Raw genomic sequence first — 13772 nt, 5'->3', positions numbered from 1 at the left:
GGGGTCTACTCCTCTCTGCTAGAATTCATTATCCGAATAATTGGCCGTGAATGATTCATATGTAATTTCTTCGTCTGGTGTGTTACGAAGCTCAATAATCATATCAAAATGGCTGTAGTCAAATTGTGATTCCTTGATAAAAATATCCGGGTGCTCAATCACCTTCGTTGAAGGCATCGCCATAATTTCCTGCAACAGCGAATAATGCTTCTCGTTAGAACGGATTGTGCTTACAATTCCATCAATGATAAAGATGTTGTTATCGTTCATTTCATCCTCGGACAGCTGACTTCGAACCGTTTGTCTCAGCAAAGTAGACGATACAAAGGTCCATCTTTTATTCGAGCATACACTGCCTGCGATAATCGATTCCGTCTTGCCTACGCGAGGCATGCCACGAAGACCAATAACCTGATTGCCGTCACGTTTAAACACTTCCCCAAGAAAATCGACCAAAATACCTAGTTCATCTCTTGTAAAACGGAACGTTTTACGGTCATCCGAATCGCGTTCAATGTAACGTCCGTGACGGACTGCCAATATGTCAACGATCGTAGGTGTACGAAGCTTGTTAACGGTAATGTTATCAACCTTCTGAAGCATTTTGCCGAGCAGGACGATCTTTTCTTCGTCATCGGTTTGCAGCAGCATGCCACGCGTACGGTCCTCTACACCGTTAATTGTCATGATATTTACTTCAAGCATCCCCAGCAGTGATGCGATGTCGCCAAGCAAGCCCGGCCGATTCTTATGTATCTTGTATTCCATATAGTATTGCTGCTTTGATCCCATTTCACACCGTCCCTTGTTGTCACCAATCCCAATTGATTGACTCGCTTATAAAAATTTATTCTACAATTTTCGTCACAATCCTGCAACCTATTCACAGACATTGCAGAAAAGCCTCCAAATGGGGAGGCTTTTCTTCAGATGCCAGACCTGTTAAGTTTGTTCGACCAGCTTCACCATCAGACCGGCTACGGTTTTGCGCTCATGCTCATCGCCAGCGTCCCATAGCTGCTTCAGTACGCGTTGCTGCTCATTTTTAGGATCAACCTTTTCATCAAGGAAAGAACCAATCTCAAAGGCCAAATTTTTAATGGTTTCTTCAGACATCCCATTGTTTTTGGCTTGTGCCACGCGATCCGACAAAAATTCTTTCCAATTGTCGAAATTAGAAAGGACATTAGACATGTTATTTCGCCTCCTGGATAAGTACAATTTGAGAAGAGTGTAGCACTCAACAAATGTTATTCTGCGTAGAGGCGAAAAGGATTATACGTTAAAACGTGTTGATTATGTATGCCAGCCGCCGTTGGGACTGATCACTTGACCTGTTATGTAGGAAGATTCAGGCAATGACAAGAAATAGACCAGCGACGCGACTTCATCAGGTTGTCCAAAACGACCGAGCGGAATTTCCTGCTCCAATGCCGCCTTCTCTTCATCGTTAAAGCCGCTCATCATCTTCGTATCCACCGCTCCGGGTGCAACCGCGTTAACGGTAACGCCGGATGGCGCCAGTTCTTTTGCAAGAGCCTTCGTAAAGGCATTCATTCCGCCTTTGGTGGTGGAGTACAGCACTTCACAAGATGCTCCTGACATGCCCCAGATGGAGGAAACATTAATAATCCGGCCAAACCGGTTTGAAATCATATTCGGCATAAACAACTGACTGGACAAAAACATACCTTTCAAGTTGACGGCCATGACATCGTCCCATTCCTGCTCCGTTACATCCATCAGCATGCCATAATGCGAAATTCCGCCATTATTGACAAGGATATCCGGAAGCATATCATGGGCTTCCAGCTTCTCTTTCATTCGCATGAGCTGCTCTTTTGATCGCAGATCGGCAGAAATCGTCATCACATTCGCGCCAAGCCGCATGCATGCTCTTGCTGTTTCGTTAGCCGCTTCATGCGACTCCCGGTAATGAATGACGATGTTAAGCCCCTCCGCGGCAAAGCGCTGCGCGATCGCAGCGCCGATGCCCCGGCTTCCCCCGGTTATTAACACCGTCATTTGTTTGAATGGCTTCATTAATTGCCGTCCGGCTTCTCGACGATCGAAACCGCCAATTGATTAAAATCGAAATGCTCGCGGAGCCGTTCGTTAACCTGCTCCAGCGTACTGTTCTCATATAACGACAGTAAATCAAACATATCGCTGTCACGAAACCGGTAACGGGTAAATTCACCGGCAATTGCTTCAGGGGAGTTCAGCATCCGCAAATATCCGCCAATTTTCTTCCGCTTGGACCGCTCAAACGCCGCAGGTTCAACCCCCGTGCGGAGAGCTTCTTCAACAGCCGTACGAATTCTGCTTAGCAATTCATCCGGATCAGGCGTGTCCCCGCCAATAACCGAGAAGGCATAATCCGTGCTTACATTAAATTCCGTTCCGAACGAATCGGAGATTAAATTTTGCTCATACAAATCCTGATACAAAGCGGAACTTGCGCCAAACAAAGCATCAAGCATAAGTTTGGAAGTAACTTCATGGCGCATAAGCGCTTCCCCGGAAAGCCCCGCTTTCTTTTCCTTGAAGCCAAACATCACCTTCGGAAGCGATACAGCCAGCTTAGTCACTTTCCTTGGGGTCTTCACGCTCTCCGGTTCATGCTCGAAGAAACGTTTGATCTCCCCTTGCGGTTTGAAATTCTTGCTTGCCTGATTGTTGCGGACCAGCTCGAATACTTCTTCCGCCTTCACCCCGCCGACGACAAACAGCAGCATATTGGACGGATGGTAGAAGGTTTCATAACAGCGGTACAAGGTTTCCTTGTCGATCTGATAAATCGACTCCACCGTACCGGCAATATCGATGTGAATCGGATGAGTGTGATACATGGCATCAATCAGGCCAAAATAAACACGCCAATCCGGATTGTCTTTGTACATATTGATCTCTTGTTCGATAATGCCCTTTTCCTTATCCACATTTGTGTCCGTAAAATAAGGATTCTGAACAAAGTTGATCAAGGTTTCAAGGTTAGCCGGTATCTGCTCCGTTGCCGAGAACAAATAAACCGTACGGTCGAAGCTTGTAAATGCATTCGCCGAAGCGCCTTGCGACGCAAAGGTCGCGAATATATCACCTGTTGGTTCTTCGAACATTTTGTGCTCTAGAAAATGCGCAATCCCGTCCGGAACACGAACAGGTTCTTCATTGCCTACCGCAAATTTATTATCAACAGAACCGTATTTGGTCGCAAATGTGGCGTAGGTCTTCTGGAAGCCTTCCTTCGGCAGGACGATCACTTCGAGGCCGTTATCCAGCACTTCGCGGTATAGCGTTTCCTGAACGCCTTTGTAGTCGAGTGTCTCCATTGCCATTAAGCCTCCTTCTGGTCGCGCAGAAAGTAAATCGTATCGAGCTGCACCAAATTCGCAACCCGGACGATATCCGCTGCCGTTACCGCTTCAATCTGATCCAGCAGCTGCTGTGCTGTTCTTTCCTTGCCGGACAATACAGCATTGAAGTCATAAGCAATCATCTCGTAAGCGGAGTCCTGCAGCTCTCTAAGATGATTGGCAATCATCGCTTTCGTCTGGTTCATCTCCAGATCCGTAAGCTGGCCTTGCCTCATGCTTTCAAGCTGCTCCTTGATAATAGTGACCGCTTTCTCATGGTTAGCAATCTCGATGCCGGATTGTATCGTAAGCAGTCCTTTATGACCATCCAATCTGGAAGCCGCATAATAAGCGAGGCTCTCTTTCTCCCGGACATTCAGAAACAGCTTGGAATGCGGATAACCGCCAAGTATGCCGTTATACATCAAGGAAGCTGCGTAATCCTCATCACCATAGCCCACATTGGTTCGCAGCCCAAGGTTCAGTTTGCCCTGGTTAACATCCATACGTTCAACAATGTTCTTAACATTACGGACTTCATGGCTGATGGATGGAACAGAATAGCTTGCGGGAGTGCCGTCCTCAATACGGAAAGCTTCCTTCGCAAGAGCTGCCACTTCCTCCATCGTTGTGTCGCCAACGACATATAAATCAAAAGCAGCTTCTCTAAGCCACTGTTTATATTGACTGTATAAAGATTCAGGCGTTATGGAGCTGATCTCATCCAGCTTGCCAAGCGGGTGCAGACGGTAAGGCTCATCCGCGCACATTTCCTCCATGCAGCGTTCAGCCGCATATCGAATCTTATCATTCACAATCGATTCCAGTCTTTTGGTCAAGGTTTGCTTCTCGGCGTCCACATATTTGCGGCGGAATACGCCATCCTCCGTGACCGGTTCAGTGACTACCTCACCAAGGAATCGCAGGGATGAGCTCAGCAGCGGAACATCTGACGATACGAATTGATCATTAATGACATCCATGCGGAATTGAACGATTTGAGAATCGCCTCTTTTATATACATCAAAGCCGAATCCGGCGCCATACAAATCATCTAGCCTCTCGCGGAATGCCTTGGTCTCAGGTGTAGACACCGTCCCGCGGCGCAGTACAAACGGGGCGAGTGCGGTTTTTGTTACAGCATCTTCCGATAAAGGCAGTCCGGCGAACAACGATATCGCAAACGTCTTGAACCGCTTGGTTGGCATTACATGAAGCCTGATCCGGCCTACTTGCCCTCTTTCGAATAATGTCACTTCCGTTTGCTCCTTCCGAGTGAAATGGAATATAGTAAATGTATTCCATTTTCATGCTTCCTATACCATTCTAACCGATACGAAATGGAAGAAGCAACCTGCCTGCCCAAGGCAGAAAGGCTGCTTCTTTTTAGCGTTACATACAGAAGATATGCTTGCCAATCGTCTTCACTTGCGGTCTGGACCAGATCCATTTGGACGTTGCCGTCTCCGGGTTAAAGTAGTAGGTACAGCCGCCTGTCGGATCCCAACCATTAATAGCATCCTGTACAGCTTTACGCGCAGATTCATTAGGAGTCAGCCAAATTTGACCGTCGGCAACCGCTGTGAAAGCGAGAGGCTGGAAAATAACACCCGATACTGTATTCGGGAAGCTCGGCGACTTCACACGGTTCAAGATAACGGCAGCAACGGCGACTTGTCCTACATAAGGTTCCCCTCGCGATTCTCCGTACACGGCATTCGCCATGATTTTCAGATCACTTTCAGAAAGACCCAGGTTATTCGACTTGGCAGGTGTGCTGCCGCTCGAGGAACCGGAATCCGAACCGCTGTTACTGCTGCCCGAACCACCGGAAGTGCTTCCTGAATCCGCTGCAGTCGGCTTCCAGTTCTTCGTTGCTTCCCAAAGCTTAAGCTTTGTCTTTGCCCCTACAACACCGTCGGATTTCATTCCGAACTTCCATTGGAACCAGGTCACCGCATTTTTGGTGCTTGTGCCGAAGCTTCCGTCAATCGCACCGTTATAATAGCCTAAGTGTTTAAGCCTTCCCTGCAGTTCATATACATCCTGACCAGAGGATCCTACCGTTAAAGTAGCATTGCTGAACGTTGCTTCTGCATCATCTTTCGTGTACCGCTGTAGGGAATACATTCCGAACAACACCGTCACGATGATGGTAGTCACGACAATTAATCGATTTCTCATTTAGCAATCTGCCTTTCTCTTGCAAGTTAGTTCGCGATTAGCTGCGTTACCTAACTCTAGTATGAGAAGGGATTCCTGCTTCTATTCATTATCGATTAACGAGCACGGGTCAGGAAGGAATTCGGCTAGCCTGATACTGCTCCATGGACATCAATACTTCTCTAGGTTTGCTGCCTTCATATGGACCAACAATGCCGCGTGCTTCCATCTGGTCTACAAGCCTTGCCGCCCGGGTATAACCAACCCGCATACGGCGCTGGAGAAGCGATACCGAAGCCTGCTTGGCTTCAAGTACAATTTGCACGGCCTGATCATAAAGCTCGTCCACAATTTCTTCCGGATCTGCTGATTCTTCTTCCACCTCGGGCACCAGATCCTCTTTGTATTCCGCTTCGGCCTGGCCTCTTGCATACTCCACGAGCGCCTCGACTTCCTGATCGGATAAAAAGGCACCTTGTACGCGGATTGGCTTCGACATCCCAACCGGCAGATACAGCATATCTCCGCGGCCGAGCAGCTTTTCTGCTCCAACCATATCCAGAATCGTGCGCGAATCGACCTGCGAGGATACGCCAAAAGCAATCCGGGATGGGATATTAGCCTTGATGACGCCTGTAATGACGTCTACGGAAGGGCGCTGCGTAGCGATAATAAGATGGATACCTGCGGCCCGCGCCATTTGCGCAAGCCTTGCAATGGAATCCTCCACGTCATTAGAGGCTACCATCATCAGATCGGCAAGCTCGTCGACAATGACGACGATATACGGAAGCACGGCTTTTGGATTTTCAGCCATCAGAGCGTTGTAGCCTTCAATGTTACGGGTAGCGGATTTGGAGAACAATTCATAACGCTTCTCCATCTCAACAACAATTTTCTTCAAGGCAAGTGCCGCCCGTCTCGGATCGGTAACAACCGGCGCGAGCAAATGCGGTATGCCATTATAAACATTTAATTCAACCATCTTCGGGTCGACCATCAGAAACTTAACTTCATCCGGAGCAGCCTTGTACAAGATACTGGTAATAATGCCGTTAATGCAAACGGACTTGCCTGATCCTGTAGCACCCGCTACCAGCAGATGGGGCATTCTTGCCAGGTTGCCGATTATCGGCTGACCGGAAATATCCCGGCCAAAGGCAATCGACAGCTTGGAAGGCGCATTGTGGAAAGTGGTGGTCTCCATCACTTCGCGCATGGTCACCATCGATACTTCCATATTCGGAACCTCGATTCCGATCGCCGATTTACCTGGAATCGGGGCCTCCATCCGGATATCCTTCGCTGCCAAGGCCAAAGCGATATCATCCGTCAGGCTTACGATCCGGCTTACCTTCACGCCTGACGCAGGCTGAACCTCATAGCGCGTAACAGCCGGCCCGCGCACCACATCGAGCACCTTGGCCTTGACACCAAAGCTTTCCAGAGTGGCTTCGAGCTTACGCTTCGAATCCATGGCATCTGCGCCGTCACCGCCTCTTGCCATCAAGCTTGGTTTGGCAAGCAGCGAAAACGGCGGAAGCAAATACGGTTTTTTCACCGGTACATCTGAGGCCGGTTGGTGTACTGGCGTTGTTGCCGCTTCTGCTTTTTCCTTCGTATTCTCTTCAGTGAAATCCTCACTATTGAGATCTACCGCCATTGCAGGTTCCGGGTCAATCTCATCGTATTCTTCGCCGTAACGAGCCGGATCAGCTGGAAGTGTAACATAATCATCTTGCGCTTCGTCTTCATATGTATCTGCACGAGGTACAATTCTTGTAATGACGGCAGGCTCCTCGTCTTCCTCTAACTCATTATAAGCTGGATAAACAGGGGCCATATTTTCTCGTTCAGGCTGCTGCTCCCAAGGCGGGAGCTCATCTCCCTGCTGCTTAGCTACTGAGCCGACTTCACCGTTGCGGTCCCACTCATCATCCCAATCCGGGGTATTTGCCCAATGTGGCTTAACGCTATTGTCATGCCCTCCATGGTAATGCTCTTCATTCATGGACCAGTCGTCCTGGGCAGACTGCGGCTCCTGTTCACTGCTCTGCTCCTGATTTCTCCATGAGAAGAAGAGAGATTTCTTCCTTCTTGGCGGCAACGCTGCCGCGTAGTCATCATCGTCATCGTCGTCGATGGCGTCAGATTGGACGAATACAGGAGGCTGCACTGCTTTGGAGGACTTGGCTTTTGCTGCGCTTCGAAGCGATGCTCCCTTCGACCATTTCGCTGAGAGCAGCTTATACAGCCGGATTGTCTTGTCTCTTCCGATTCGGGCCAGTTCAACATACGATTTGCCCGTGAGAAGCATAATCGAGATCGCATACATCACGCCGGCGATCAGCTTTGAGCCGAAATAGCCAAACAGCGAAAATAGCATGGAATACTCAATGGCGCCTATATAACCGCCGCTGATTGCGCGCTGGCTGATCGGTCTGTCGTCGGTGCCGTTGAATGTCAGCAGCTCATCACTCATGTCGGTGGTAAGCTGATGCAAAATAGCCCTTCCTGTCAGATCTGCTGTCGGAAGAAGCTTGCGGTCGATTTCAGCAATACTGCTGGATAATGTCAGAGCCAGAACAAACACAAGCAGGCCTGTCCGCCGATTGGTCCAACCGCGCGGCCAAGCCCTTTTTACCATTACAACTAGTCCGACATAGATGCCGACCAGTGCCAACACAAAATAAAACTTACCCAGGAATAAGCCAAACAGCTTGGACAAAGAGCGTCCAACTGTTGCCTCTCCCGATAAAGCAATAACCGATACGGTTATAAGTAAAATACCATAAACTTCATATTTTAATTGAGTCGCGATTGATTTCTTCTTCCGTCTTTTCTTAGCCAATGATTCGTCACCTCTGGCATACATTATACCATAGGTGGACAAATGTTCCTATTGGACATAAGAACCTTTGTGCGTATTTTTATGTCTGAGGAGGTTGTCCAAACATGACGAAATTACCCGGAGCAAGCTCCGGCTTTAAATAATCATCCAAGGAACATTGGAGCAGCCGGACGATTTTCCCCATACCAGGGGCAACCGGTTCAACCTGCATAAATATTCCGTTCACCCAAACTTCCTGTGACGGGACCGGCTCGGCATGCATACCGTCCAGAACGGCCTCAAGAGGCATAATCGTATAGATCGTCATTAGTTATACACTCCAGTCTGGGCGGCGGCCGGCTTGCGTTCGGCAATCCGGCGGTTAAGCTCCCTGAGTGCATCTCCAAGACCGCCTACCGCATCAATCAACCCGTGCTTGACGGCATCGGAACCAATAACGGTAGTGCCGATATCTCTGGTCAACTCGCCCGTCTTGAACATCAGCTCTTTAAACGTCTCTTCAGTGACATTGGAATGCATGGTCACAAACCGCAATATACGCTCCTGCATTTTATCGAGATATTCAAACGTTTGCGGCACGCCAATAACAAGCCCGTTCAAGCGAATCGGATGAATCGTCATCGTTGCGGTAGCTGCTATAAAGGACATGTCGCCCGCCACAGCAATGGGAACGCCGATGGAATGTCCGCCGCCAAGCACTAAGGTTACGGTCGGCTTCGATATCGAAGAGATCATCTCGGCTATAGCAAGTCCCGCTTCCACGTCGCCTCCAACCGTATTAAGAACAATAAGTATCCCTTCGATTTTCGGATTCTGTTCTGCAGCTACCAGCTGAGGAATGAGATGCTCATATTTGGTCGTCTTGTTCTGAGGCGGCAATACAATATGACCTTCGACCTGTCCGATAATTGTCATGCAAAATATATTCGATTCCGCTGCCGGCGTTGTCGTCTGGCCTAATTGCTGAATCGTTTCCACAATGGAGTTTTGTTTTTTCTTCTCATCGGCTGCCGGTTCCGGCTGCTGCGGCTGTTCGTCATTTAAGTAATTCATGTAAGCTCCCCCTCATCATCTTCGTATAGCTCGTCATAGTATGAGGTGGAATAGCGAATTTATACGGTAATAGCTGCAAAAAAAGAACGCCCCGCTAAGGATTCGTGCAATCCTCGTTGGAACGTTCTTGATAACCCTTATACTTCCATAATAATCGGAAGAATCATTGGACGGCGTCTGGTCTGTTCATATAAGAAACGCCCGAGGGCATCTTTTACGTTCGTTTTTAGAGAAGCCCATTCATTCACTTTATCGTGCATCAGCTTATTAAGCGTTGAGCTAACAATCTTATTCGCTTCATCCAGGAGCCCTTCTGATTCCCGTACATACACAAATCCTCGCGAGATAATATCCGGACCGGATACAATCGATCCACCATCCTGCTTGCTTAGAGTAACGACTACAACAAGTATACCGTCTTGAGACAACAGCTTGCGGTCGCGCAGCACGATATTGCCAACATCCCCTACCCCAAGTCCGTCAATCAGCACATTGCCTGCTTGTACCTTGGAGCCTTTGCGGCCAATGCCGCCCTGGAATTCGACTGTTTCCCCGTTATCAATGACAAAGATATGACTTCGGTCAATACCGACAGCTTCCCCAAGCTGGGCATGCTGCCGGAGCATACGGTACTCCCCATGAATAGGGATAAAATATTTCGGCTTAATGATATTCAGCATCAGCTTTAACTCTTCCTGACTACCGTGTCCTGATACGTGGACACCCGGTACAGAACCCGGACCATAAATGACATTCGCGCCAAGCCGGAACAATTCATCCACGGTTCTGCCGACGTAACGCTCGTTCCCCGGGATTGGCGTTGCTGCAATAATAACCGTATCCCCCGGTAAAATATCAACCTTGCGATGGGTCGAACGCGCCATTCTTGTCAAAGCCGACATCGGCTCGCCTTGACTGCCCGTGCACAGGATGACAACGCGGTCAGCAGCCAGCTTGTTTACTTCCTCCGGCTCAATGATCATGCCTTCAGGAATGTCCAGATAACCAAGATCGGCCGCAATCGATACGACATTCACCATGCTGCGCCCAACGACGGCAATATAACGGTTTGTCGCAATAGCAGCGTTAATAACCTGCTGAATGCGGTGCACGTTGGATGCGAAGGTTGCCACAACGACACGCTGTGCTGACTTATGGAAAATATCTTCCAGCCCTTCCCCAACGTTTTTTTCCGAAGGGGTATAACCCGGACGTTCCGCATTGGTACTGTCCGACAGCAAGGCAAGCACTCCCCGCCTTCCAATCTCTGCCATCCGCTGCAAATCCGCGTACTGTTCATTAACCGGGGTATAATCAAACTTAAAGTCACCGGTATGAACAATCGTCCCTTCTGGTGTATCCAGGGCAACACCGACGGAATCCGGTATGCTGTGATTTGTCTTGAAGAAGCTTGCCTGAATGGTTCCGAGTTCTACCACAGAGTCCGCATCTATGACTATTCGTTTGGTCTCCCCGAGCAGCCCCGCCTCCTTCAGCTTACTTTCTATTAAGCCTAATGTCAGCTTCGTTCCATACACCGGTACATTCAACTGCTTCAGTACATAAGACAAGCCTCCGATGTGATCTTCATGGCCGTGAGTAATTAGAATGCCTTTGACTTTATCCCGATTCTCTAACAAGTAGGAGATATCCGGAATCACAATATCGATTCCAAGCATATCTTCCTCCGGGAACTTAAGTCCCGCATCTACAACGACGATATCATTCGCGTATTGAATGACGTACATGTTTTTGCCGATCTCGCCAACTCCGCCTAGGGCAAATACGAGCAATTTATCGGGATTTTTCTTCGACAAGTGCTTACCTCCTTCGAATGCAACCATTCTCCGTTCCAGCCATTTGTATGAATATTCCGTCCATTCCACTTGACCCCATTATACATGATGAAAAAGATGGAATACAAGGTGAAACAACCGTGCGTTTGTCCCTCTTTGAAACGCAAACAAGCAGGCGGAGACTGATCTCCGCCTGCTTGATCCTGTGAAGCATAATATTGAATTAGACCAGTTTGCTAATAAAAGACGCCTCGGCTTCACTTGCTGCTACCAAAGGCAGTCTTACGCCGCCAACAGGCAAACCGCGAAGGCCAAGTGCATACTTAACAGCAACCGGGTTTGGAACCGGGTGAGGACATTCAAACAAGCCTTTGAAGACAGGGTAGCATTCCGCATGAAGGCGTGCTGCTTGTTTCACATCACCATTCAGATACGATTGAATGAGCTGCTTCATTTTCGCACCGATAATGTGACTCGCCACGCTTACGATACCATAACCGCCGATTGCAAGAGTAGGTAATGTTGCGCTGTCGTCACCGCTGTACACTCTGAAGCTTTCGGGAGCAGCTGCGATAATGAGCGACAGTTGATCAGAGGATGCACAATCTTTCGTTGCCACAACATTGTCCAGTTCAGCAAGACGAAGTGTAGTCTCAACGGAAATGTTGATTCCTGTACGGCCAGGCACGTTATACAGCATCACTGGTAATTTGGTAGATTCAGCGATTGCTTTGAAGTGTTGATACAAACCTTCTTGATTCGGCTTGTTGTAGTACGGCGCAACCAGAAGCACTCCGTCTACACCGGCATCTTCCGCTACCTTTGTCAGATGAATCGAATGGGCTGTATTGTTGCTGCCTGTGCCTGCAATAATTTTGCAGCGGCCGGCAGCACGCTCTACCGCGTAACGGAACAACTCCGCTTTCTCTTCTTCTGTCAAAGTCGGGGACTCTCCCGTTGTGCCAGATACAACAAGCGTGTCGCTTTGCTGTTCTTCAATCAAATAATCGATCAGGCGACCGGTCGTGTCCCAGTCAATTTGACCGCTCTCATCAAAAGGCGTGACCATTGCAGTAATTAATCTACCAAAATCCATTGTTATGACCTCCTAAAGAGTTTGCAGAGCAAACTCTGCAACGTAAGCATAGACTTATTAAGTTTACGAAGAGGAAACTTAATTCGTAAGCATCATTTTCACTATTATATATGAAGTTCAAACTTCGCGTGAAGCGCTCTTACTGCCTTTACCATATCCTCTGCTTTGACCAATACCCAAATTGTCGTATTGGAGTCGGCAGATTGCATGATTGTAATGCCTTCCTCGGTTAATGCTTCCACAATGCGAGCCATAACGCCCGGTACACCGTTCATCCCGCCGCCAATGACGGATACTTTCGCGCAGCCTCGAATAGCCAGCGGATCATAACCGCATTCCTGAAGAACCGAAACGGCCCGTTCAGCGTCCTGATCAAACACGGTATAGACGGCACCGCTTGGTGTAACGTTTATGAAATCAACGCTGATATGATGCTTAGCCATCGTCTGGAACACTTGCAGCTGCACATCACTTCTGCCTTCGATTGCTTTCACCGAAATTTGGGTTACACCGGATACATGGGCAATTCCCGTAGCCTGACGGTCAGCTACCGGAGTCAATACCGAATCGGAGACTAGCGTTCCTTCATCCGATGAGAAGGTTGATCTCACCCGAACCGGTATTCTCGCCTGCTGTGCAATCTCCACTGCTCGAGGATGAATCACTTTGGCTCCTTGACGAGCCATATTGCATATCTCGGCGTAGCTGACCACCTGCAGCGGCTTGGCATTTTCAACAATGCGCGGATCTGCGGTCAATATCCCGTTCACGTCCGTGTAGATATCAACCATTTCTGCACGAAGTGCAGCCCCTAATGCAGTAGCCGATGTATCACTTCCGCCTCGGCCAAGCGTTGTCATATCGCCGCTTTCCGTACTTCCTTGAAAACCTGTTACAATAACGACTTTGCCGTCCCGTAACTGCTGTAATACTTTTTCAGGTCGCAGCTCTTTGATGCGAGCGTGACCGTATTGATCATCTGTAATAATTCCTGCTTGGCCGCCGTTTAATACGACGGTGGGTATACCTTCGGAGCAAAGCAGACTGCATAAAGCTGCGGCTGAGATAATCTCACCGCAGCCGAGCAGCATATCCCGCTCCCGCGACGGCAGCCTGTCGCCGTTGTTCCGGATCAATTGAAGCAGCGTATCCGTCGCGTACGGATCACCTGAACGCCCCATTGCCGAAACAACGACCACTACGCTGTAACCATTTGCGAGCTCTCTTGCAATATGTTGAAGACAATAGCTTCTAGCATGATCGGTCGAAAGTGAAGTGCCCCCGAATTTTTGTACCAGGATGCGCATTGCTGTCTTTCCCCCGTAACCGATACAAAGATGTCTGAACGAACCAGCCATAGCGCCTGTAGACATCTTCTCGATCGTAGTTGTTTTTTGTTTCACTAGTCGAACAATTCGGATGATCGCAATGAAGGCAAAACAAGCGGCGTATTCGAA

Annotated in this window: 12 protein-coding genes; all 12 read right to left on the bottom strand. The window is 48.7% G+C overall.

Translation table 11 applies throughout. The annotated features are described in order from the left end of the window. Nucleotides 1-18: 18 nt before the first annotated feature. On the bottom strand, nucleotides 19-792 hold the full coding sequence (locus BM200_RS04390; protein ID WP_091181736.1) for a DUF3388 domain-containing protein: 774 nt from the start codon (nucleotides 790-792) through the stop codon (nucleotides 19-21). 150 nt (nucleotides 793-942) lie between these two features. Beyond that, nucleotides 943-1194 (bottom strand): DUF3243 domain-containing protein, encoded by a 252-nt coding sequence (locus BM200_RS04385; protein ID WP_091181733.1) that lies wholly within the window; start codon nucleotides 1192-1194, stop codon nucleotides 943-945. A gap of 102 nt (nucleotides 1195-1296) precedes the next feature. Further along, nucleotides 1297-2043 (bottom strand): elongation factor P 5-aminopentanone reductase, encoded by a 747-nt coding sequence (gene ymfI / locus BM200_RS04380; RefSeq protein WP_091181730.1) that lies wholly within the window; start codon nucleotides 2041-2043, stop codon nucleotides 1297-1299. Next, the gene (gene yfmH, locus BM200_RS04375) at nucleotides 2043-3332 is read right to left on the bottom strand and encodes an EF-P 5-aminopentanol modification-associated protein YfmH (protein WP_091183494.1); all 1290 of its coding nucleotides are present in this window, start codon (nucleotides 3330-3332) and stop codon (nucleotides 2043-2045) included. Before yfmH ends, ymfI begins: the two co-directional genes overlap by 1 nt. 5 nt (nucleotides 3333-3337) lie before the next feature. Then, a complete protein-coding gene (gene yfmF, locus BM200_RS04370) occupies nucleotides 3338-4564 on the bottom strand; it encodes an EF-P 5-aminopentanol modification-associated protein YfmF (protein ID WP_091183492.1) in 1227 nt (408 codons plus the stop codon). Between the two features lie 184 nt (nucleotides 4565-4748). Next, entirely contained in the window at nucleotides 4749-5540 is a 792-nt protein-coding gene (gene sleB / locus BM200_RS04365; RefSeq protein WP_091181729.1) for a spore cortex-lytic enzyme, read from the bottom strand. 109 nt (nucleotides 5541-5649) lie between these two features. Beyond that, complete coding sequence (locus BM200_RS04360; protein WP_091181726.1) at nucleotides 5650-8370, bottom strand: FtsK/SpoIIIE family DNA translocase; 2721 nt, start codon at nucleotides 8368-8370, stop codon at nucleotides 5650-5652. Nucleotides 8371-8449: 79 nt separating this feature from the next. Beyond that, nucleotides 8450-8677, bottom strand: a complete 228-nt coding sequence (locus BM200_RS04355; RefSeq protein ID WP_091181724.1) for a YlzJ-like family protein — start codon at nucleotides 8675-8677, stop codon at nucleotides 8450-8452. Next, on the bottom strand, nucleotides 8677-9423 hold the full coding sequence (locus BM200_RS04350; RefSeq protein ID WP_091181721.1) for a ClpP family protease: 747 nt from the start codon (nucleotides 9421-9423) through the stop codon (nucleotides 8677-8679). Before BM200_RS04350 ends, BM200_RS04355 begins: the two co-directional genes overlap by 1 nt. 137 nt (nucleotides 9424-9560) lie before the next feature. Continuing rightward, nucleotides 9561-11240, bottom strand: coding sequence for a ribonuclease J (locus BM200_RS04345; RefSeq protein WP_091181719.1), 1680 nt, complete (start codon nucleotides 11238-11240; stop codon nucleotides 9561-9563). Between the two features lie 202 nt (nucleotides 11241-11442). Further along, nucleotides 11443-12315, bottom strand: coding sequence for a 4-hydroxy-tetrahydrodipicolinate synthase (gene dapA, locus BM200_RS04340; RefSeq protein WP_091181716.1), 873 nt, complete (start codon nucleotides 12313-12315; stop codon nucleotides 11443-11445). A gap of 104 nt (nucleotides 12316-12419) precedes the next feature. Then, the gene (gene dapG, locus BM200_RS04335) at nucleotides 12420-13622 is read right to left on the bottom strand and encodes an aspartate kinase (RefSeq protein ID WP_091181713.1); all 1203 of its coding nucleotides are present in this window, start codon (nucleotides 13620-13622) and stop codon (nucleotides 12420-12422) included. Between the last annotated feature and the right edge of the window lie 150 nt (nucleotides 13623-13772).

The sequence above is a fragment of the Paenibacillus catalpae genome (assembly GCF_900112695.1).
GTDB classification, from domain to species: domain Bacteria; phylum Bacillota; class Bacilli; order Paenibacillales; family Paenibacillaceae; genus Pristimantibacillus; species Pristimantibacillus catalpae.
This window is presented reverse-complemented; position numbering and strand designations above follow the sequence as displayed.